The sequence below is a fragment of the Curtobacterium sp. MCPF17_001 genome, assembly GCF_003234615.1.
Lineage (GTDB): Bacteria > Actinomycetota > Actinomycetes > Actinomycetales > Microbacteriaceae > Curtobacterium.
On record NZ_QKSL01000014.1, the window covers coordinates 46019 to 67672 of the forward strand.

Consider the following 21654-nt stretch of genomic DNA (forward strand, 5'->3'; position numbering starts at 1 on the left):
CACGCAACGTGGGCGGCTCCACGCAACGACCTCCCGTTGCGTGGAGCCGCCCACGTTGCGTTGTGCGGGGACCCGGACGGGAGGCCCGGACCGGCCCCGTCAGAACCGCTCGCCGGTCGGGTCCTGCGCGCTCAGGTCCGCCAGATCGTCGCCGCCGATCGGCTCGCCCGCCCAGTCCACGAGGCGCCACCCGTCCGTCGTCGAGCCCTCGAGCTCGACGACGCCGGTGTTCTCCAGGTGCCGGTTCCGGCCGAGGTCGTTCGGGACGTTCTGCGCCGTCACCGCGGCCCAGATCCGGATCGCGGCACCGTGGCTGAACGCCGCCGCGACCTCGGCGCCGGTCTCCTCGATCCGCCGGACGGCGTCGTCGTAGCGGCCGAAGAAGGCGTGGCCGTCCTCGGCGCCGGGCATCCGCTCGTCGAGGTCCCCCGCGGCCCAGGCGTACGCCGCGGCGAGGTAGCTCTGCACCGACACGGTGTCGCGCTTGCCCTGCAGCTCGCCGGCCTCGATCTCACGGAGGCCCGGCAGCACCACGGGCTCCAGGTCGAGCGCACGCGCGAGCGGTGCGGCGGTGATCTGCGTCCGGACCATGGTCGAGGTGAAGAGCCGCTCGATCCCCCGGTCACCGAGGGCTGCGGGCAGCGCGTCCGCCTGCTCCTGCCCGAGGTCGGTCAGGCCGGGCCCGGGGACTTCGGCATCGAGCAGGCCGGTCACGTTGGCGGGGGTCTGTCCGTGGCGGACGAGCAGCAGTCGCATGGCCTCACCCTACGGACCGCCCTGCCGGGTCCGGAGACTGCTACGGTCTGGCCGTGGCGATCGAACCGGACACGAAGAACTGGACCTGGGTCATCGAGTCGGCCTGCCCGGACTGCGGCTTCGACGGCGGCACGACGACGATCCGCGACGTGCCGGAACTCATCGACGCGAACACCGCGGGGTGGCCGGAGCGGTTGCGCCGCGACGACGTCCGGCAGCGCCCGGACGACGCGACCTGGTCACCGCTCGAGTACGGCGCACACGTCCGCGACGTGCACCGGAAGATGACCGAGCGCCTCGAGCTGATGCTCGCCGAGGACGACCCGCTCTTCCCGAACTGGGACCAGGACGCCACCGCCGTCGCCGAGCGCTACGGCGAGCAGGACCCTGCGGCGGTCACCGAGGAGTTGACGGCCGCCGCCCGTCGGGCCGCCCGAGCGTTCGCCGCCGTCCGTGACGACCAGCTCGACCGCACCGGACGTCGTTCCGACGGCAGCGGCTTCACGGTCGCGACCCTCGCGGTCTACTACGCGCACGACCCGGTCCACCACCTGTGGGACGTGCGGCACGCGCGCTGAGTGATCCGGGCCTCCCGGCCGACCAGGACCACTGACGGACCGGACCACTGACGGACGGGGCCGCCGACGGACCGGGCCGCCGACGGTTCAGGCCAGCGCGTCGAGCAGCGCCCTGGCCGTCGCCGCGTCCGTGACCAGCTCGTTGACCAGACGGCCGCGCACGGCGCTGATGATGCTCGGCACCTTGACCGCACCGACGGCGACGCCGACCGCGTGGGGCACGGCGGCGAGCACCTCGCGAGAGGTCCGCACCATCCGGTCGCTGCCGGGGAACTCGATGGGCTCACCGTCCGGGCCGGTGAAGTTGAGGCAGACGTCGCCGGTCGCCCGGTCGAACACGTCGTCGTCGACCGGCAGCCCGCGGGCCATCGCGTCGCGCGTCACGACCGGCGCGCCGATCCCCAGGATCGCGCCCTTCGCTCGGCTCCACAGCCCGACGACGTGCTGGAACGCGGGGTCCTCGTCCAGGGAGGCCCGGAGTGCCTCCGACGGCAGGGCCTGCGCGAACAGGAACGTCGGGATCGCACCGGACCGCTCCGCGGCCGCGCGGGTGATCTCGTTCGTCTGGAACCACTGGTTCGGGTCGGCCTGACCGCCGACGGTCGGGACGAGCTGCACGCCCGGCATCGCCGGCATCGCTCCGTGCGCGATCGCGTGCACGGTGCTGCCGGACGACATCAGCACGGCGTCGCCCGGGGCCAGGCGCATCCCCTCGACGGCGGCGGCGACCGGTTCGGCGAGGTCCACGCCCAGGGTCGCGGTGTGCGTGACGGCGGCGAGGTGCACGGCCTGGAGCCCGAGCACCACCTGCAGTCGCTCGGCCAGGGCGACGGTCTCGTCCTGGAACGGGTCGACGACCTCGATCCGGACCAGGCCGGCACGGCGGGCCTCGGACAGGAGCCGACTCACCGTGGGACGGGACACCCCGAGACGGGTGGCGATCTCGTTCTGCGTGGCGTCCTCGAGGTAGTACATCCGCGCGGCCTGGTAGACCGTGTCGAGCGGGAACCGGGACCGCTGGCCCTCGGGTGCGGGCGTCGCCGACCCGGGCCGGTCGGGGCTGACCGGAGCGGGAACGGACGGGGCCGATGCGGACGGGGTTCTGTCGGACATCGAGCGCGGGCCTCCCGGGTGCGGTGCCGTCGGGCGTGCGGACGGCACCGCGATCGTAACGCCGACCGCGTCACCGGATCGTGAAACCACCGTCGACCCGGAGGTCCGCACCGTTCACCATCGCTGCGGACTCGCCCGCGAGGAAGAGCACGGCCGACGCGACCTCGGCCGGGGTGGCGAACCGCCCGGTCGGGATCTCGTCCTGGTGGCGCAGGCCCGCGTCGTTCGCCCACGCCGAGCGCCCGAGCGCGGTGAGCACGACGGTCGGCGACACCGTGTTGACCGTCACGCCCCGACCTCCCCATTCGAGCGCGAGCACCCGGGTGAGGCCGAGGACACCGGCCTTCGACGCGCAGTACGCGGCGTGCCCGTCGAGCCCGACGTGCGCAGCCTGCGACGCGATGTTCACGATGCGCCCGTACCCGGCGTCGAGCATGTGCCGCCCCACCGCCTGCGCCACCCGGTGCGTGCCGGTGAGGTTGACGTCGAGCGTCCGCGTCCAGGCGTCGGCGCCCAGGTCCTCGGCCGCTCCGAGGGCCACGATGCCCGCACTGTTGACGAGGACGTCGACACGGCCGGTGGCGGCCGTCACGGTCGCGACCGCGGCGTCCACCGAAGCCTGGTCGGTCACGTCGCAGGCCGTACCGAGGTGCCCGGTACCGACGAGGTCGGCCGCGACGGCGGCAGCAGCCTCCGCGCGGACGTCGACGACGGCGACCCGGGCGCCGCGCTCGGCGAGCGCGTGGGCGATGGCCTCGCCGATGCCGGAGGCGCCACCGGTGACCACCGCCACCCGGCCGGCGAAGGCATTGGTGTGGTCGACGCTGACCGGACCGGAGCGGAGGGCCGCTGCGATGTCGACTGCAGGGTCGTGGTTCGAAGAGTGGGACATGAGTGGGTAACATACCCGATGTCACATAGTCCTGCGATCGAGAGCGAACATGTCAACGTCGACGAAACCCCTCCTCCCTCGCGCGCGTCCGGCCGGCCCGGGCGCGCTCGACCGCCTGGGGATCCCCCGTCCCCTGGCCGCAGGTCTCCTCGGGGTCCTCGTCACCATGACCGGCGTCGGCGTCGAGTCGAACTTCGTCACGCCGCACCTGGTCACCGTCCTCGGCAGCCCCGAGACGACGGTCGCGACCATCGTCACCGCTGCGAGCCTCGCCACCCTGGTCGGCAGCTACCTGTCCGGAGCACTGTCCGACCTCGTCGGGCCCCGCCGCGTGATCGCCCTGGGCATGGTCGTCTGGGTCGTCTTCGAGCTGCTGTTCCTCGGCGGGCTGCAGCTGGGCAGCGTCCCGATCACCGCCGTCGCGTACACCCTCCGCGGGTTCGGACACCCGCTCTTCGCCTTCGCGTTCCTCGTCTGGGTGAACGTGACCGCGCCGACGGAACGGCGTGGCGCGGCGGTCGGCTGGTTCTACGTCGCGTTCACCGGCGGCCTGCCCACCCTCGGCTCCCTGGTCGCCCTGGGCGCCATCCCGGTCCTCGGCGGTGGCGTCGTCGGGGAGACCGGCGCGATGACCGCGTCGATCGTCCTCGTCGTGGCGGGTTGGGCACTCGCCCACTTCGGCGTCCACCTGCCGAGCGAGCGGATCGCGCCGCGGGAGGAGCGCGCGGGCCGGGTCCTCACGAGCGGCCTCCGGCTCACCGTCACCCGACCCCAGGTGCTCATGGGCTTCCTCGTCCGGCTCATCAACACCGCGCCCGAGTTCGGCATGTTCGTCGTCCTGCCCGTCGTCATCGCCGAGGACCGGGGTTGGGGCCAGGGGCGTTGGCTGCTGATGACCGTCTGCGTCTACGCGACGAACGTCCTGGTGAACGCCTTCTTCGGCTGGGTCGGAGACCGCATCGGGTGGGTCCGTACCGTGCGGTGGTTCGGTGTCGTCGGCTCCGCGATCGGCCTGCTCGCCTGGTGGTACGTCCCACAGCTCGTCCCCGCCGGCTCCGACTGGGGCTACGTCCTCGCCGTCGTCGCGGGGTGTTCATTCGGCTGCTCGCTCGCCGGTTTCGTCCCGATGGGCGCCATCATGCCGGCGCTCGCACCGCGGTACCGGGGCGCCGCGATGGCGATGTACACCACCGCTGCCGGGGGCGCCGCGTTCCTCGGTACCGGGGTCGTCGCCGCGGTCTTCGCGCTCGGCGGTGACGGCGCCGCGGTCACGTGGACCTTCGTCGGGCTCTACGCCTGCGCCTTCGTCATGGTCGGCCGACTCCGCGTGCCGCCGGCCCCGACGACCGATGCGCAGCCCTGAGACAGATGACCGCAATGCCACCCACCCACAAGTCCCTGAGGAGGACCACACCATGACCACGATCTGCGACGACCCCGAGGACTTCGCCGAGGACCAACTCAGGGGCTGGCTCGCCCTGTACGCCGACCGGGTGCGCGGCGTCACCGGCGGGGTGGTGACCCTGCCGACCGCCGACGCGTCACCGCAGGTCGCGGTCGTCGTGGGCGGAGGCTCGGGGCACTACCCGGCGTTCAGCGGGCTGGTCGGACCCGGGCTCGCGACCGGTGCCGTCGTCGGCAACGTGTTCACCTCGCCGTCGGCCGCGCAGGTCTACTCGGTCGCGAGGGCCGCCGACCAGGGCCGCGGGGTCGTGCTGTCCTTCGGCAACTACGCCGGAGACACGATGAACTTCGGGCTCGCTGCGGAGCGGCTCCGTGCGGCCGGCATCGACACCCGGATCGTCGTCGTCACCGACGACGTCGCCTCGGCCGACGAGGCCGACCGTCGCCGCGGCATCGCGGGCGACTTCGCGGTGTTCAAGGCGATGGGTGCCGCCGCGGCCGAGGGTGCGTCCCTCGACGAGGTCGAGCGGATCGGTCGACACGCGAACGGACGGACCCGCACCATCGGGGTCGCCTTCTCCGGGTGCACCCTGCCGGGTTCGGAGGGGCCGCTCTTCACCGTGCCGGCCGGACACCTCGGACTCGGGCTCGGCATCCACGGCGAGCCGGGCATCCGGGACGTCCCGTTGCTCCCGGCACGAGCCCTGGCCGAGTTGCTCGTCGAGCGTCTGCTGGCGGAGTCCCCGCTCGACGCAGCGGTGCGTGACTCGACGGCGCCCCGTCGGGTCGCAGCCGTCCTGAACGGCCTGGGGGACACGAAGTACGAGGAGCTGTTCCTGCTGTGGGGCCGGATCGCTCCGCTCTTGACGGCCGCGGGGGTCGAGGTCGTCGAACCCGAGGTCGGTGAACTCGTGACGAGCCTGGACATGGGCGGCTGCTCCCTCACCCTGCAGTGGCTCGACGACGAACTCGAGCGCCTCTGGCGAGCCGATGCCCACACGCCGGCGTACCGCAAGTCCGCCGCACCGGTCGCGGCACTGGTCCCGGCGGAGGTCGCGACCGAGGCGGCGACCACCGCGTCCGTCGTCCCGGACGCGACCCCGGCCTCCCGTCGAGCGGGCGAGGCAGCACGCGCCGCGGTCCGGGCGATGGACGGACTGCTCCGCGAGCAGGAACACGAACTGGGTCGCATCGACGCGGTGGCCGGTGACGGGGACCACGGACGCGGGATGGTGAAGGGCGCCGGCGCCGCTCGCCGGGCAGTCGAGGGCATCGACGGGTCCGCCGGGGTCGGCTTCCTGCTCGGACGCGCGGGAGAGGCCTGGGCGGCCGAGGCCGGCGGGACGTCCGGCGTCCTGTGGGGTGCGGCGCTCGAAGCGTTCGGCGCGTCGATCGGAGACGACGCCGACGAGGTCACCCCGCCGATGGTGGTCGCCGCCGCGGCGGCGTTCGCGGAGGCGATCGTCCAGCTCGGGCGGGCGCAGCGCGGGGACAAGACGCTCCTCGACGCGCTGTTGCCGTTCGTCGACGCACTCGCCGAGGCGGTCACGACCGGTCGGCCGCTCCCCGAGGCCTGGGCCACCGCCGCCGAGGTCGCCGTCCGGCAGGCAGAGGCGACCGCGGCGCTGACTCCGCGGGTCGGCCGGGCACGCCCGCTCGCCGAGAAGAGCCTCGGGACGCCGGACGCCGGCGCCGTCTCGATGGGGATGCTCCTCACCCGGATCGGCGAGGTCCTGGCCGGCCGTGACGAGCAGCCCGACACCACCGGCAGCACCACCACCACGAACAGAGGAGTGCACGCATGACGTTCCGCATCGCGATCGGGTCCGACGACGCCGGTTTCACCCTGAAGGAGGTGCTGCGCGCCGACCTCGCCGCCGACCCGCGCGTCGCCGAGCTCACCGATGTCGGGGTCGACGCCGACGGCCACACCGCGTACCCCCACGTCGCCGTGGAGGCGGCCCGTCTCGTCGCCGCGGGCCATGCCGACCGGGCCCTGCTGGTCTGCGGCACGGGTCTCGGCGTGGCGATCAGCGCGAACAAGGTGCCGGGCATCCGAGCCGTCACCGCACACGACCCGTTCAGCGTCGAGCGCTCGGTGCTGTCCAACGACGCCCAGGTGCTCTGCCTCGGGCAACGTGTGATCGGGTCCGAACTCGCCCGACGCCTGGTCCGGGAGTGGCTCGGGTACACGTTCGACCCCACCTCGGCGAGCGCCGGGAAGGTCGACGCGATCCGGTCCTACGAGCGCGCGGACGACTGAGACCACGGATGCTGTGCTCCGGCCGCAGGGGTGGCCGGAGCACAGCGTTCTGTCGGCTGTCGGACGTACGGTGCTGCCGACTCCGATGCTCCACCGAGGTCTGCCGTTCCACCGAGGGGATCGACCCATGAAGAAGTCCGTCTGGCTGCCAGCCCTGATCGCACCCGTCGTCGTGGCCGGTGCCGTCGCCGCTCCCGTCATCGCGCAGGCCGCGTCCACCCCGATCGCCGGCGACGACCCGACCGCGGCTGCCGTCATCGCCAGCATCGCGAAGTCGTCCGACGCGCAGTACTCGGGCAAGCTCGCACAGACGAGCGACCTGGGACTGCCGGAACTCCCCGCCGGTGCCGGCGGTTCCTCGCTCGAGGGCGATGCCTCGGATGCCCTCAGCCTGCTCACGGCATCGCACACCGCCCGCGTCTACGTCGACGGACCGAGCAAGCAGCGCGTGCAGGTCACCGAGCAGCTCGCCGAGCAGGACCTGATCCGCAACGGCAGCACCGTGTGGACGTGGGACTCGAAGGAGCGCGCGGCGACGAAGACCACGCTGCCCAGCCGGGCGGCCGAGTCCCCCGCCAGCGGCACGGCCACTCCGTCGGACCTCGCCGAGCAGGCCATCGACGCGATCACGCCGACCACGACCGTCTCGAAGCCCGTTGCGACCTCGGTCGCGGGGCACGATGCCTGGTTGGTCACCCTCACTCCGAAGTCCTCGGACACCCTGGTCGGTTCGGTGCAGCTCGCGGTCGACCAGCAGACCGGGCTCCCGCTCCGCGCGACCGTCACGGCCACCGGCGCGGACGACCCGGCGTTCCAGGTCGGGTTCACCAGTCTCGAGTACGGAGCACCGGCAGCGCGTCTGTTCGACTTCACCCCGCCGACCGGTGCCGACGTCGATTCGAAGGACCTGTCCGACGCCCGCCCGCGCTCGGGTGCGCGCCACCACGGGTCTGACGGAGCCAACCGTCCGACCGTCTCCGGCAGCGGCTGGGACACCGTCGTCGCGCTGCCCGCGGGGAGTGCCGACCAGGCCGGCCTCGGATCGGACGCGTCGGGGCTCCTCGACCAGCTGACGACCGCGGTGGCCGGCGGTCGAGCCGTCCAGACCTCGCTCGTGTCGGTCTACCTGACCGACGACGGCCGGGTCCTGGCTGGCGCGGTGCCGGTCACGGCCCTGGTCGCCGCGGCGAAGTGACGACGGGTACGGACGCAACCGCGGCGCCGCAGACCGGCACGGCAGCGGCGGGATCGGAGACCACCACCGACCTCGCGATCCGCACCGACGGACTCCAGAAGGTGTTCCACAAGCAGCGCGCGGTGGACGGCATCGACCTGGCCGTCCCCCGCGGCTCGGTCTTCGGGTTCCTCGGGCCGAACGGCTCCGGCAAGACCACCACGATCCGGATGCTCCTCGGGCTCTCCAGCGCGACCGGTGGCTCGATCGAGGTGCTCGGCGAGTCGATGCCCGCGGCGCTCCGCTCGGTGCTCCCCCGCGTCGGTGCGCTCGTCGAGGGTCCGGCCTTCTACCCCTACCTGTCGGGCCGCGCGAACCTGTCCCGGTTCGACGCCGCCGACTCGACCTCGGACCCGCGGAGCCGCAAGGACCGGGTCGCGCACGCACTGGACCGCGTCGGCCTGACTCATGCCGCCGACAAGAAGGCGCACGCGTACTCCCTCGGCATGAAGCAGCGCCTGGGTCTGGCGAACGCCCTGCTCACCCCCCGCGAACTCCTGGTCCTCGACGAGCCGACGAACGGCCTCGACCCGCAGGGCACCCGCGAGGTCCGCAACCTCATCCGCTCCCTGGCAGACGACGGCACCACGGTGTTCGTGTCGAGCCACCTGCTCGCGGAGATCGAGCAGGTCTGCACGCACGCCGCCGTGATGCGGACCGGGCAGCTCGTCGCGCAGGGCACGCTCGACGACCTCCGCTCCGCCGGTGCCCGCACCGTCACGGTCCGCACCCCGGACGTCGGACAGGCAGCGGTCGTCCTGGGGCGCCTCGGTCTGGCACCGCGACGGGACGGCGGATCGGACGTCCTCGTCGCCGACCTGGTCGCCGACGTCGAACCCGAGACCATCACCGCCGAGCTCGTCCGCGCCGACGTCCGGGTCCGGGGCATCGCTGTCGGTGGCGGGACGCTCGAGGACCTGTTCGTCGCGCTCACCGGAGAGGGATTCGATGTCGCCGGCTGACCCCACCCCCACGACCACGGCTCCGTCACGGCCGACCCCGTCACCGTCCGTCCCGACGTCGACCCGCCGCAACCGTCCGTTCGCCCTGCTCGGCTCGGAGCTCGCGCTGGTGTTCCGACGCCGACGCACCTGGGCCATGCTCGGCGCTCTCGCGCTCGTGCCGATCCTCATCGCCGTCGCGGTGCGGCTGGCCACCGACGGCGACAGCGGGGGCCCGGCGTTCCTCGGCGACATCACGAACAACGGCCTGTTCGTCGCCTTCACCGCGCTGACCGTGTCGATCCCGCTGTTCCTGCCGCTCACCGTCGGCGTCGTCGCGGGCGACACCGTGGCGGGTGAGGCGAGCCACGGCACCCTGCGGTACCTGCTCGTCGCGCCGACCGGCCGGGTGCGCTTCATCCTGGTGAAGACCGCCGGCGCGATCGCGTTCTGCCTCGCCGCGACCCTGCTCGTCGTGCTCGTCGGTGCGGCGATCGGAGCGGTGCTGTTCCCGATCGGTCCGGTGACGCTGCTGTCCGGCACGCAGGTCGGCGGCTGGTCGTACGCCGCGCGAGCCCTGCTCCTCGCGCTCTACGTCACCCTGTCGATGCTCGGACTGGTCGCGATCGGGCTGTTCGCCTCGACGCTGACGAACGTGCCGGTCGGGGCGATGGCGGCGACCGTGGTGCTGGCCGGCGTCTCGCAGGTGCTCGACCAGCTGCCGCAGCTGGACTGGCTGCACCCGTACCTGTTCTCGCACCTGTGGCTCGGGTTCGGCGACCTGCTCCGCGACCCGATCTCGTTCGACTCGTTCGGCAGCAACGCGCTGCTGCAGCTCGGCTACCTGGTCGTGTTCGGCGCGCTGGCGTACGGCCGCTTCGCCAGCAAGGACATCCTCAGCTAGGCGCCCGAGGACGTCGGCAACCGAGGACGGAGGCGACCGAGGACGCCCTCCGCTCCACGGCAAGGGCGTCCTCGATCGGCACGTCAGCTGGTCGAGACCGCGCCTTCGGCCCCGCGGGACGCCGGCGAGCCGCTCTCGAGCGTGCCGTCGGCCTTCTCCTCGGCGTACCGGTCGCGCAGATCGCGGGCCTTCTCGGACCGGTACCAGTCCTGTCGGGCTCCGGTCTCGACCGGCTGCATGCCGACGACGACCTTGCCGCGGGAGTGCATCTCGGCCAGGTCCTCGTACGCGTCCACGATGTACTCGAACGGGTAGAAGCCCGAGATGAGGATCTGCACGCGGCGGTCCTCGACGGCCTTCACCAGGAACAGGATGAGCTCCTTCGCCTCCGGGTCGGACGCGGGGGCCCGGAGGAACCGCAGCTCGGCGTCGCGCCGGGCCTCGGACGAGACGAAGCGCTTCTCGTCCACGCCCAGGCGGAGGGCCAGTTCGTGCGCGGCGTCGTCACCGTGGTTGTCGATGAACGCGGTGACGGGTCGGCCGTTCGCGATCTCGGCGATCCGGGCCTCCTCACCGTCCCCGTAGGCGACGGGCAGGATGCCGATCTGGCGGAGGTAGTCGTGGTTGCGCGGGCTGCCGAGTCCGATCACGGTCGCGCCGGCATCGCGGGCGAGCTGGCACTGGATGTGGCCGACACCACCGGCGGCGGCGCTGATGACGACGGTGTCGTCCGGGCCCAGGCGGAGCTTCCGAACCACGTCGACGGCGGTGCAGCCCGCCAGGTAGAGCCCGCCGGCGACCTCCCACCCGACGTGCGTGGGCTTGATGACGACCGCTTCACGGGGCACCACGACCCATGTGGCGTGCGAGCCGCCCTCGGGTGCGTGGCCCATGACCTCGTCGCCGACGCGCAGGTCCTTCACGCCGTCGCCCCGGGCACGGACGATGCCGGCGAGGTCGACGCCCTGTCGCGCGGGGAAGTCGACCTGGACGTGGTCCTGCAACCTGCCCTCGCGGAGGAACCGCTCGATGTGGTTGAGGCCGGCGGCGATGACCTCGACGACGACCTCTCCGGGTCCGGGCTTCGGCCGTTCCTGTGGCACGACCTCGACCACGTCGAAGTCGCCGTACCGCTCGTACTGCACTGCGCTACCGGTTCGCATGAGACCCTCCTCGGGACGTCGTGCGTTCCGTCCTACTCGCCTCAGCCACGGCTCTGTCCGTGGATGTGGGGTACTCGCAGGGACCGGCCCGGTTCCGAGGACCGGCCGTGGGTGGCGGGACGGTCGGGAAGGCGGACGGGACGGCCGGGAGGCGCGGGGCGGGGCTGCCACGTGCCTCCCGGCCGTCAGGTGGTTCGTCCGGACCTGCCGGTCACGACGGGCCGAACGCCTCCGCGATCCGGGTCGCGGCGTCCGCGTCGAGGTGCAGGGCCTGCTGGTCCGCGTCGGCGCGGGGCAGGCGGACGGGCGTCGACCAGAGCGAGCCGTCGGCTGCCAGGTCGACCACGAGCGCGCCGGTGCCGATGAGCGCGGTCTCCTGCTCGTACGGTCCGGCGACGTCGTTGTCGTTCGCGACACCCGGCGCCACGAGCACCGGTACCCCGCCGACCGACCCGGCGAAGTGGTGGTGGTAGTGACCGCCGAGCACGACGCGGACGTCGGTCCCGCGCAGCACGTCGGCGAGGTCCTGCGGGTTCCGGAGCTTCAGGGCGTCGTGCAGCGCGGTCGGCGCGGGCAGTGGTGGGTGGTGCAGGACGACGACGGAACCGTGGTCGGACGGCTCGGCGAGCACGGTGCGCAGGTGCTCGAGCACCGACGCGTCGAGTTCGCCGTACCCCGCCCCCGGGACGCTGGTGTCGACGGTGACGACGCGCCGCCCGGCGACGATCGACTGCCCCCGCACCGGCACCGACGGGTCGTGGTACTCCATGGTGTGCATGAGCGGCTGTCCGCCCTCGCCGAGGACGTGGCCGTCGACCAGGACCTGCCGGAAGCCGGCGCGCTGGTCGTGGTTGCCGGGCACGGTGACGAACGCGGCACCGTGCCGTTCGGCCCAGCTGCCCACCGTCTGCCGGACCGTCTCGTAGGACCGGGGCGAGCCGTCCTCGGACACGTCGCCGGAGATCACCACCAGGCCGACGCCCGGAACGGTGTCCAGGTGCTCGAGCAGCGCGCGGAGCGCCGCGGTCGTGTCGACCGTGCCCTGGTGCAGGGCGCCGTCGCCCGTCAGGTGCGTGTCCGACAGGTGCAGGATGCGGAGTGTTCCGGGTGCGGGAGGCTGCATGTCGCACACCGTAGCCGGGCCGTGCACCAGCGGACCGTCGGCAGGGTTACCGTTGTCCGGTGATCGACCTGCGCTCCGACACCGTCACCCGTCCGACCCCGGCGATGCGCCGCGCGATGGCGGAGGCCGAGGTCGGCGACGACGTGTTCGGCGAGGACCCGGAGACCACCCTGCTCGAGCAGGAGGTCGCGGAGCTCCTCGGGCACGAGGCCGGCTTGTTCACCCCGTCCGGCTCGATGGCGAACCAGCTCGGTCTACGACTGCTCGTCGGTCCGGGTGAGGAACTGCTCGCCGACGTCCAGGCCCACGTCGTCCGCGCCGAACTCGGGGCGGCGGCGGTGTTCTCCGGCATCACGACCCGGACCTGGGCGTCGGAGCGGGGCCGGTTGGTCGCCGAGTCCGTGCAGGAGATCGCCGAACCCAACGCGGGCGCCTACTCGGTGTCGACCACGGCGATCGCGGTCGAGAACACCCACAACTTCGGCGGCGGCACCGTCCAGCCGCAGCTCGAGGTGCGTGCCGTGCAGGACTTCGGTCGTGCGCACGGCATCGGGCTGCACCTGGACGGCGCCCGGCTGTGGAACGCCCACGTCGCGTCGGGCACCTCGTTCCGGGAGCTCGCCAGCGGCTTCGACACCGTGTCGGTCTGCATGTCGAAGGGTCTCGGCGCGCCGGTCGGGTCGGTGCTCGTCAGCTCGGCCGAACGGATCGCGGCAGCCCGGATCTGGCGGAAGCGCTACGGCGGGGGCATGCGGCAGACCGGCATCCTGGCCGCCGGTGCCCGGTACGCCCTGCACGAGCACGTCGACCGGTTGGCCGAGGACCACGCGAACGCCCGGACGATCGCGGCAGCGCTCGACGTCGACCCGGGGACGGTGGACACGAACATCGTCTTCGCCGAGGTGTCCGACCCGGCGGCCTTCGTCGCGGCTGCTGCGGCGGCCGGTGTCCGGGTGATGCAGCTCGGGCGGACGACGGTGCGGATCGTGACACACCTCGACGTGTCGGCCGAGGACGCCGAGCAGGCGGCCCGGGTGCTGGCCGCACTCCCCCGCTGAGGCGCGACCGGCGTACCGATCGCGTCAGCGACGCCGGAGACCGGTCCGTCAGACGGCCTCGGTAGGGTCGGCACGTCGGAAGGGGTCCACCGTGGCCGGAGCAGGCATCAGCGTCCGCGACTTCGTCATGCGCTTCGGTGACCGCAACGTCGTCGACGGGTTGACGTTCGACATCGCCCCCGGTGAGACGTTCGGCCTCCTCGGCAGCAACGGCTCCGGCAAGACCACGACGATCCGTGCGCTCCTCGGCATCACCGCCCCGACCGCCGGCACCCTGACGATCGACGGCGAACCCTACCGGCCCGCGACGGGCGGGATCGGGTACCTGCCGGAGGAGCGCGGGCTCTACCGGAAGGAGACGGTCATCGACGTCATGACGTACTTCGCGGCCCTCCGCGGCATGCCCCGCGGCCCGGCGACCCGGTGGGCGACGGACTACCTGGAGCGCGTCGGTCTGGCGGACAAGGCGAAGGTGCGCATCGACAAGCTCTCCGGCGGGCAGCAGCAGAAGGTGCAGCTCGGCATCACGATCATGGACCGGCCGCGGCTGCTGATCCTCGACGAGCCGACGAAGGGCCTGGACCCGGTGAACCGCCGGCTGCTCCTGGACCTGGTCGACGAGCGGAAGGCCGACGGCGCGACGGTCGTCCTCGTCACCCACCACATGGACGAGGTCGAGCGGCTCTGCGACCGGATCCTGCTCCTCAAGGACGGGGTGGCCGCCGCGTACGGGACGATCCCCGAGGTGCAGGACGCCTTCGGCGGTGCCGTCGCGAAGGTCGCCCTCAGCGGGCCGGTCCCGCGGTCCGACCGCTACCGGCTCGCCCGCCACGAGGGCCACGTCGCGTACCTGGTGCCCACCGCGGCGGCGGCGGCCGACGGGTCGGACATCCTCGCCGAACTCGTGGCCGCCGACGTCCACGTGACCGGTTTCGAGATGCGCCGGATCCCGCTCGACGAGATCTTCGTGCAGCTGTACGGGCACGACGCCGACGCGGACGCCGCTCGGGCCGAGACCGCGTCCGCCGCTCGCCCGGCCGTCGCGGTCGGAGCAGCGCGATGAACCGCCTGGGCACGGTCGTCCGGTTCGAGTTCGTCCGCGCGGTGAAGAAGCCGGCGTTCTGGATCGGCACCCTCGCCCTCCCGCTCGTCGTCGTCGTCGTGTCGCTGCTCGTCGGCGTCGGGCAGGCCGCCGGCACGGACTCCGCGATCTCCAGCGGCTCCGCCGCCCGGACGCCGTTCCACTACGTCGACCGGTCCGGGCTGGTGTCCGAGACGGTCGCCGCGAAGTGGGGCGGGTCCCCCTCCACCGACCCCGCGGCAGACCGGGCGGCCGTCCGCGCCGGACACCTCGACGCGTTCATCGAGTTCCCGGTGGCACCGTCGAACACGCCCGTCACCGTGCTCGGAGCGGACCGTGGGCTGTTCGCCAACACCGGGTACTCGGCCCTGGCGGAGCGGGTGCTCGAGCAGAGCGTCGCCGCGCAGGTCGATGACCCCGAGGCCGTGCACATCCTCCGGTCACCACCGGACGCGACGGTCACCACCTACGCCGACGGGCGGGTCGCGCCGGGTTGGCTGTCGATCGTGCCGCCGCTGCTCTACGTGGCGGCCTTCTTCGGACTGGTGATCCTGCTCGCCGCCCGCATGGTCACCGTCGTGGTCGAGGAGAAGGAGAACCGGATCTCCGAGATGATCCTGACCACCGTCACGGCCGGCACGCTGATCCGCGGCAAGGTCATCGCGATGCTGCTCGTGGGACTCGTGCAGGTCGGCGTGTTCCTGGTGCCCGGGCTGCTGTCGCTGGCGGTCGTGCTGCCGTTGATCGCCGGTCGGGTCGGCACCGTCGCACTGGACCCCTGGCGGATGCTCGCGGGGGCGCTGCTGCTCGTCGGCGGGGTGCTGCTGGCGTCGGCGCTGTTCGTGGCGGTCGGGGCGTCGGTGCCGACGATCAAGGACGCGTCGACGCTGCAGTCGGCGGCGCTGTTCGCGGTGATCATCCCGCTCTACGCGGCGTTCTTCGTGATGACGACGCCCTCGTCGCCCGTCGCCGCGTTCTTCACGTACTTCCCCACGTTCACGCCGGTGACGGCCATGGTGCGGAACGCCGTGGGGTCCCTGTCGGTCGTCGAGACGATCGCGTGCATCGTCGAGGTGTTCGTCGTCGCGGGGGTGCTGCTCTGGTTCGCGGAGTACCTGTTCCGCCATTCGGTCGCCCAGTACGGGTCGAAGGTCAGCCTGAAGCAGATCGCGGGCTGGCGGCGGACCCGCGCACGCTGACGCCCGTCTCCGTGAGACGCCCCCGGGCATCCCGTCAGCCGACCGTGACCGGCGCGGCGGAGGGCTTCCGGCCCTGTGCCATCCAGACGAAGAACCCGGCCAGGGTGAAGGCACCGTAGACGACGTACATCAGGCCCGAGGCGTAGTACCCGGCGGAGAACAGCAGCGGTACGCCGACCAGGTCGACCGCGACCCAGATGAGCCAGAACTCGACCCAGCCCTTCGCCATGCCGTAGGTGGCCAGGAGTGATCCGACGAAGATCCACGCGTCGCTCCACACCGGCTCGTACGAGCCGAGGGCGCGGAACACCGGGGTCAGGACCGCGGTGCCGCCGACCAGCGCGACGACGAGCAGTGCGCGGGACCGCCAGGAGGCCCACTTCGGCTCGAGCACGGTGGTCGCCTCGTCCGCGCGGTGCGTCCAGCGGTACCAGCCGTAGACACTGACCAGGATGAACATGACCTGGCGCCCGGCCTGACCGAGCAGGTTGACGGGGTTCGGGGTGTCGAAGAGCGCGCCCATGAAGACGGTGAAGAGGAGCGCGTTGCCCGCGATGCCGACCGGCCAGGCCCACACCTTGCGGCGCATCCCGCCCAGGGCGCTGAGCAGCCCGAAGACGTTGCCGATCACCTCGCGCCAGAGCACCGTCTGGTCGCCGATGACGAGCTGCGCGTCGAACAACCACCGCACGATGCCCATGTGACCTCCTCGATCCGACTCGATGCAACTGCACAGACCTCGTCGGCATTCCGGCACAGGCCTCGTCGGCATCCCGGCACAGGCTCGGGCTCGCCGTCGGGAGCGCTGTGTGGACCACGTCCACCGTCCCGCTCAGCAGGCGGAGACGGCCTCCCTCGCCGGATGGCCGGCCTCGGCGAGCGCCGCCTGCGCGTCCCGGAAGGACGAGTACGGCACGTGCACGCCGCGGACGTCCCGGTAGTCGGTGAGTCCTGGTCCCGCCCAGTAGACGACACCGTCGTCCCCGACCGCGGCCAGGGCATGACGGATCGCCTGCGCCGGGTCCGGCAATTCGACGACCCGTGTCGCTCCCCGGACCCCGTGCGCACCGCGGAGGATCGCGGCCCGGATGCCGTCCGGGTCCTCGAACCGCGGGTGGTGGTCGGCGACCACGACGACTTCCGCCAGCGACGCTGCCACCGTGCCCATGGCCTCCCGTTTGCTCGGGTCACGGTCGCCGTCGGCACCGAGGACGATGCCGACCGGCCCGGTTGCGAACGCCCGGATCGCCTCCAGGCTCTTCGCGAAGGCGTCCGGGGTGTGGGCGAAGTCGACGAAGACCCGCGGTCCGGTCGGGCTCGACGCGTCGGCCATCCGGCCCGGGACGACGACGTCGAGCGATCCGCCGGCTGCCGCCACCAGGTCCGCTGCCGGGATGCCCGCAGCCCGGAGCATCGCGACGGCGAGTCCGACGTTCGCCGCCATGTGCCGGCCGAGCAGCGGGACCTCGGTCGTCATGCTGACGTCCGGGCCGTCGATCCGGAACCGTGTGCCGTCCGCGTGCTGGTCGAGCACCGTCACGTGCCAGTCCGCGACCGTGCGGGGTTCGCTGGTGATCGTCTCGACCGGGATCCCGGCCTCGGCGACGACCGCGCGACCGGCGGCGGAGTCGAGCGAGACGACACCGCGGGTGGCGCGGTCCGGCTGGAACAGCCGCAGCTTCGCGCGGAGGTACTCGTCCATGTCGGCGTAGTCGTCGAGGTGGTCGTGGCTGAGGTTCGTGAACCCGGCGACGTCGAAGTGCACGCCGTCGACACGGTGCCGCGAGAGCCCCTGGGCGCTGACCTCGATCGCGGCGCCGTCGACGGAACGCTCCCGGGCCCGCGCGAGGAAGGCGTGCAGCTCGGTGGCCTCGGGGGTGGTCAGACGGCTCGCCACGACCTGGTCCGCGATGCGACGCTCGGCGGTGGACGTCATCGCCGTCGTCCACCCGAGCCGCCGCATGAGGGCGTCGAGGACGGAGACGGTCGAGGTCTTGCCGTTCGTACCGGTGACGCCGAGCACCGGGAAACCGAGGTCCGCGGTGCCGGACACCGTCCGGGCGACCACTCCGAGGACGGCTCGCGGGTCGTGGACGACCACGGTCGGCAGACCGGATCGGGTCGCCTCCCTGGCCCCGGCCTCGTCGGTCAGCACCGCGACCGCGCCGCTCGCGCGGGCTGCGCCGACGTGACGGACGCCGTGCCCGAGCCGACCGGGCACCGCGACGAAGAGCCACCCGGGTCGGAGGTCCTCGGTGGCGACGGCTGCCCCGGTGACGTGCACGTCCGCGAGCACCGACGGCAGCGGACGGGCCCCGGCCGCCGCAGCGACGTCGGCGAGCCGGATCGGCTGCGGGCGGACGGGATCGAAGGCGTGCGACACGGGGTCCTCCTCGTCGGGCTCCACGGCCGTCGGGACGGCGGTGGTCGGGTCGACGAGCATCGGGTCCGACGGACGTCGCGTGCGGATCGTCAGGGTGTCGATCCACCGGGCGACGACGTCGGCTGTCGCAGCGCGGCCGTGACCCGGAGGACCAGTCAACGCGCTGCGCACCGAGCGGCACCACAGGCACCCGTACCCCGGTGGTGCGCGGGTGGCGGTGGGTCGATCCGGCGCCGGTCGCGGTCTAGGCTCTGGCGGGTGACGGACGGTCGGGTGGACGGGGTGCAGCGCGCACGCTCCCTGCTCGACGACGCGACGGCGCGACTGGCGGCAGCGGGCGCGCGGGACGAGGCGCTCGGGGAGTACGTCGAACCGAAGCCGGTGCTCGGCATCCGACGGGACCCCACCATCCGCTCCCTCGGGCGGGTCTGGCGGGTCGGTGCGCTGCTGCTCGGGTCCTCACCCGAGACCGCCGGCCAGGTCTGGGCGACGGGATCGATCACGCGTGTGACCGAGGCCGGGCGGTCCCAGTTCGTCTCCGTCTCCGCCGAGGTCCGTCGCGCGTACCGGGCGGCTGCGGCGAAGGGGCACTTCGCGCCCGGGGACACCGTGAACCACAGTGTGACGCCGATCCCGCTCGACGCCACGCTCGTCGGTGCGGACACGACGCTGTTCGTGCGGGACGACGAGCCCCGTGTGCGGTGGTCCGCGACCGCCGGCACCGACGTGCCACTGGCCGACTACCTCGCCGACCGGGTCGGCCTGCTCGTGGACCCGCCGCCCGGTGCGACGGACTGACTGGAGGGACGGTGCAGGGCCGCTCCGTCCCTCCAGTCCTGCTCGCTCGCTCGCTCGCTCGCTACGGGACGATCACCGCGCGCCCGCGGATGGTGCTCGCGGCGAGGTCCTCGTACGCCTTGGGCCCGTCGTCGAGGGAGTACGTCTGCACCTCGACGTCGACCTTGCCGGCACGGGCGAGGTCGAGCACTTCGATGAGCTCGCTCCGCGATCCCCAGTACGGCACGCGGACAGCCGCGTCGTAGGCGATCGATCCGAAGCCGAACGAGGCGGTGCCGCCACCGATCCCGACGATCGTGACGTCCGAGTCGAGTCCCGCGACCGCGATGGCCGTCGCGATCGTCGGGTCGGCGCCGACGAAGTCGAACACCGCGTTCGCACCGAGGCCGCCGGTGATCTCACGGATCTTCCCGGCCGCGGACGCGTCGCTGATCAGCGTGACGTCCGCGCCGACGTGCTTCGCGAGCTCGAGCTTGTCCTCGTTGACGTCGAGCACGATCACGGTCGCGCCGGACAGTGCCTTGAGGATCTGGATGCCGACGTGGCCGAGCCCGCCGGAGCCGATGACGACCGCGTACGTGCCCGCACCGAGTTTCGGCAGGGACCGCTTGATGGCGTGGTACGGCGTGAGTCCCGCATCGGTCAGTGACACGTTCTGCACGGGGTCGAGGTCGCCGAGCGGCACGAGGTGCCGCGGGTCGTCGACGATCATGTACTCCGCCATCGAGCCCTGGTTGCCGAGGCCGGGCGGACGGATGCCGAGGGCGTCCGCGTTCGTGCAGTAGTTCTCGCGTCCCGTCGAGCAGTTGTGGCAGTAGCCGCAACCCCACGGTCCGTAGACCGCGACTGCGTCGCCCACCTGCAGGGCCGTGTCGACACCCTCGCCGAGCTCGTGGACGACACCGGCGCCCTCGTGGCCGAGGGTGAGCGGCAGTGGGTAGTGCTGGTCGCGGTAGGCCTCTTCGGGCAGGCTCATCACGTAGTCGTCCGAGTGGCAGACACCGGCGGCAGTGACCTTGAGCAGCACCTGCCCAGGGCCGGGGGTGGGGATCGGGATGTCGACGACCACCGGCGGCTTGCCGACCTCGACGTATCGCAGTGCCTTCATGTGGGGACCTCCTCCGCGGGAGCGCGTGGCCTCCGTTGGCCGACACGTGTCGCTCGACGCGCGGGTCCCATGCTGCTCCGCCCCGGTGCCTGACGCTCGCAGGTGCACTGCTCCGGGGCGTGCCCGCCATCACACGGGTCCCCCGGGGTGTGGATGCGGCATGCCCACTGTCCCCGACCGGCTCCCCGGTAGGGTCGGATCGTGGCTCTGATCAACGACGAATCCACCGACCGCTACGACCTCCGCGAGTTCCGCCCGCAGACCGACGACCAGGGGGCGCCGGACGCCACCACCCGCGCCTGGATGGACGCCGTGGGCGTCGGTTTCCACGAGCCTCCGGAGTCCGACGAGGGTGCCGCCCGGATGGCGTCGCACTTCGTCGCCGACCAGGAGACGTTCCTCGGCGTGTACGTCAACCGGCCCGTCGCCGGGTCCGTCGACGAGACCTGGCCCGCCGGCACGTTCACGTGGTTCCCGAAGGACCTCAGCTGGGGCGACGGGACCGCGATCCGGACCCAGGCCGTGTCCGCCGTGACGGTCCGCCCGACCGAACGTCGCCGCGGGATCCTCCGCCGGATGATGACGCGCGCGCTCGAGCGCGGGGTCGAGGAGGGCTACGCCGTCGCCTCGCTCACCGCCTCCGAGGGCACCATCTACCGCCGCTTCGGATTCGGCTGCGCCATCCGCGAGCGCGCCGTGCACGTCCGCCGTGCCCGGGCGCTGCCGTTCCTCGCCCCGACCACCGGCACGGTCGTCATGGTCACCACGCAGTGGCTGGCGGACGGCATCGGCCAAGACGTCTTCGCCCGCTTCCATGCCCGCACGCCCGGCTCGATGGTGCGCAACACCGGCACCTGGCCGATCGTGTTCGGGGAGCTCGGTCCCGACGGCCAGAAGGCGAAGGACGTCCGCGCCGCCGTGCACCGACCCGACGACTCCGACGAGGTCGACGGCTACGTCACCTGGCGCGTCGTCGAGGGCAGGACCGGCGAGGACACCCGCATCGAGATCGTCGACCTGGTGTACACGACCGACGCCGCGTACCTGTCGCTGTGGGAGTTCCTGCTCTCCATCGACCTCAACGACGTCGTCGTCTACAAGCGGTCCCGGATGGACGATCCGATCGTCGCCGCGCTGGCGGACGCTCGCTCCTACGACGTCGACCACGAGGAGGACCACGTCTGGCTGCGCGTCCTCGACGTCGCCGCGGTGCTGCAGTCCCGCCCGTACGCGGCCGACGGCTCGCTCACCATCGCGGTCACCGACTCGCTCGGCCACGCCTCCGGCACGTACCGGCTCGACGTCCGGGAGGCCCGTGGCACCGTCACGCGCCTGGCATCCGACGCGGACGTGGCCGGCTCCGACATCGCGCTCGACGTCGCCGACCTCGGCGCGCTGTTGATCGGGTCGGTCTCACCGGTGACGCTCGCGGCGGCGGGGCTGCTGCGTGCGATGGACCCGGCGGCGCCGGTGCTCCTCCGCGCGATGCTCACGCCGCCCCGGACCCCGCACGGCATCACGTACTTCTGACGCGGGCGGCGGCTGCGCGGCCGGTCGGCCGCGGCCGGCCGGCGTGGCCGGCGAGGCGTCGCGTGGCGTCGCGTGGCGTCGCACAACAGCATCCGGCCCGAACCACGGGATCTCGTGGTTCGGGCC

20 protein-coding genes are annotated in these 21654 nt (G+C 72.7%); 12 read left to right on the plus strand and 8 right to left on the minus strand.

Translation table 11 applies throughout. The features are described from left to right. Positions 1-99: 99 nt before the first annotated feature. On the minus strand, positions 100-756 hold the full coding sequence (locus DEJ24_RS13040; protein WP_111078985.1) for a histidine phosphatase family protein: 657 nt from the start codon (positions 754-756) through the stop codon (positions 100-102). A gap of 53 nt (positions 757-809) precedes the next feature. Here DEJ24_RS13040 and DEJ24_RS13045 point away from each other — a divergent pair, with 53 nt between their 5' ends. Further along, entirely contained in the window at positions 810-1334 is a 525-nt protein-coding gene (locus DEJ24_RS13045; protein ID WP_111078986.1) for a DinB family protein, read from the plus strand. An 87-nt stretch (positions 1335-1421) separates the two neighbouring features. Here DEJ24_RS13045 and DEJ24_RS13050 read toward each other — a convergent pair whose 3' ends face one another. Both DEJ24_RS13050 and DEJ24_RS13055 read right to left on the minus strand, forming a co-directional pair. Then, positions 1422-2447 (minus strand): sugar-binding transcriptional regulator, encoded by a 1026-nt coding sequence (locus DEJ24_RS13050; protein WP_111078987.1) that lies wholly within the window; start codon positions 2445-2447, stop codon positions 1422-1424. 70 nt (positions 2448-2517) lie between these two features. Beyond that, positions 2518-3339 carry a GolD/DthD family dehydrogenase gene (locus tag DEJ24_RS13055; RefSeq protein ID WP_111078988.1) on the minus strand — a complete coding sequence of 274 codons (822 nt, stop codon included), beginning with the start codon at positions 3337-3339 and terminating at the stop codon, positions 2518-2520. Positions 3340-3388: 49 nt separating this feature from the next. Here DEJ24_RS13055 and DEJ24_RS13060 point away from each other — a divergent pair, with 49 nt between their 5' ends. From DEJ24_RS13060 to DEJ24_RS13085, 6 genes are all read left to right on the plus strand, one after another. After that, on the plus strand, positions 3389-4702 hold the full coding sequence (locus DEJ24_RS13060; protein WP_111078989.1) for an RbtT/DalT/CsbX family MFS transporter: 1314 nt from the start codon (positions 3389-3391) through the stop codon (positions 4700-4702). A gap of 52 nt (positions 4703-4754) precedes the next feature. Then, entirely contained in the window at positions 4755-6548 is a 1794-nt protein-coding gene (locus DEJ24_RS13065) for a dihydroxyacetone kinase family protein (protein ID WP_111078990.1), read from the plus strand. Then, entirely contained in the window at positions 6545-7006 is a 462-nt protein-coding gene (locus DEJ24_RS13070; RefSeq protein ID WP_111078991.1) for a ribose-5-phosphate isomerase, read from the plus strand. Before DEJ24_RS13065 ends, DEJ24_RS13070 begins: the two co-directional genes overlap by 4 nt. A gap of 127 nt (positions 7007-7133) precedes the next feature. Continuing rightward, the gene (locus DEJ24_RS13075; protein ID WP_181436609.1) at positions 7134-8201 is read left to right on the plus strand and encodes an outer membrane lipoprotein carrier protein LolA; all 1068 of its coding nucleotides are present in this window, start codon (positions 7134-7136) and stop codon (positions 8199-8201) included. Continuing rightward, positions 8198-9202, plus strand: coding sequence for an ABC transporter ATP-binding protein (locus tag DEJ24_RS13080; protein WP_111078993.1), 1005 nt, complete (start codon positions 8198-8200; stop codon positions 9200-9202). The genes DEJ24_RS13075 and DEJ24_RS13080 overlap by 4 nt, the downstream gene beginning before the upstream one ends. Further along, entirely contained in the window at positions 9189-10085 is an 897-nt protein-coding gene (locus DEJ24_RS13085; protein WP_258374817.1) for an ABC transporter permease, read from the plus strand. Before DEJ24_RS13080 ends, DEJ24_RS13085 begins: the two co-directional genes overlap by 14 nt. 83 nt (positions 10086-10168) lie before the next feature. Here DEJ24_RS13085 and DEJ24_RS13090 read toward each other — a convergent pair whose 3' ends face one another. Both DEJ24_RS13090 and DEJ24_RS13095 read right to left on the minus strand, forming a co-directional pair. Then, on the minus strand, positions 10169-11248 hold the full coding sequence (locus tag DEJ24_RS13090) for an NADP-dependent oxidoreductase (RefSeq protein ID WP_111078994.1): 1080 nt from the start codon (positions 11246-11248) through the stop codon (positions 10169-10171). Between the two features lie 211 nt (positions 11249-11459). Next, complete coding sequence (locus DEJ24_RS13095; RefSeq protein ID WP_111078995.1) at positions 11460-12371, minus strand: metallophosphoesterase; 912 nt, start codon at positions 12369-12371, stop codon at positions 11460-11462. 59 nt (positions 12372-12430) lie between these two features. On the opposite strand from DEJ24_RS13095, the gene DEJ24_RS13100 reads away from it, so the two are divergent. The 3 genes from DEJ24_RS13100 (at position 12431) to DEJ24_RS13110 (ending at position 15709) form a co-directional block, all read left to right on the plus strand. Further along, positions 12431-13429 (plus strand): low specificity L-threonine aldolase, encoded by a 999-nt coding sequence (locus DEJ24_RS13100; RefSeq protein WP_111078996.1) that lies wholly within the window; start codon positions 12431-12433, stop codon positions 13427-13429. 91 nt (positions 13430-13520) lie between these two features. Further along, the gene (locus DEJ24_RS13105; protein ID WP_258374665.1) at positions 13521-14492 is read left to right on the plus strand and encodes an ABC transporter ATP-binding protein; all 972 of its coding nucleotides are present in this window, start codon (positions 13521-13523) and stop codon (positions 14490-14492) included. Continuing rightward, a complete protein-coding gene (locus tag DEJ24_RS13110; protein ID WP_111078997.1) occupies positions 14489-15709 on the plus strand; it encodes an ABC transporter permease in 1221 nt (406 codons plus the stop codon). The genes DEJ24_RS13105 and DEJ24_RS13110 overlap by 4 nt, the downstream gene beginning before the upstream one ends. A gap of 34 nt (positions 15710-15743) precedes the next feature. On the opposite strand, the gene pnuC is transcribed toward DEJ24_RS13110, so the two are convergent. Further along, positions 15744-16409: a nicotinamide riboside transporter PnuC gene (gene pnuC, locus DEJ24_RS13115; RefSeq protein WP_110904371.1), complete on the minus strand. Its 666-nt coding sequence runs from the start codon at positions 16407-16409 to the stop codon at positions 15744-15746. Positions 16410-16541: 132 nt separating this feature from the next. Further along, a complete protein-coding gene (locus DEJ24_RS13120; protein WP_258374819.1) occupies positions 16542-18251 on the minus strand; it encodes a Mur ligase family protein in 1710 nt (569 codons plus the stop codon). 99 nt (positions 18252-18350) lie between these two features. On the opposite strand from DEJ24_RS13120, the gene DEJ24_RS13125 reads away from it, so the two are divergent. Next, positions 18351-18890, plus strand: a complete 540-nt coding sequence (locus DEJ24_RS13125) for a hypothetical protein (protein WP_111078998.1) — start codon at positions 18351-18353, stop codon at positions 18888-18890. Positions 18891-18951: 61 nt separating this feature from the next. Here the strand turns inward: DEJ24_RS13125 and DEJ24_RS13130 are convergent, their stop codons facing one another. Next, complete coding sequence (locus tag DEJ24_RS13130; protein ID WP_111078999.1) at positions 18952-19998, minus strand: NAD(P)-dependent alcohol dehydrogenase; 1047 nt, start codon at positions 19996-19998, stop codon at positions 18952-18954. Between the two features lie 201 nt (positions 19999-20199). Here DEJ24_RS13130 and DEJ24_RS13135 point away from each other — a divergent pair, with 201 nt between their 5' ends. Next, positions 20200-21528, plus strand: coding sequence for a GNAT family N-acetyltransferase (locus tag DEJ24_RS13135; RefSeq protein ID WP_111079000.1), 1329 nt, complete (start codon positions 20200-20202; stop codon positions 21526-21528). Positions 21529-21654: the final 126 nt, after the last annotated feature.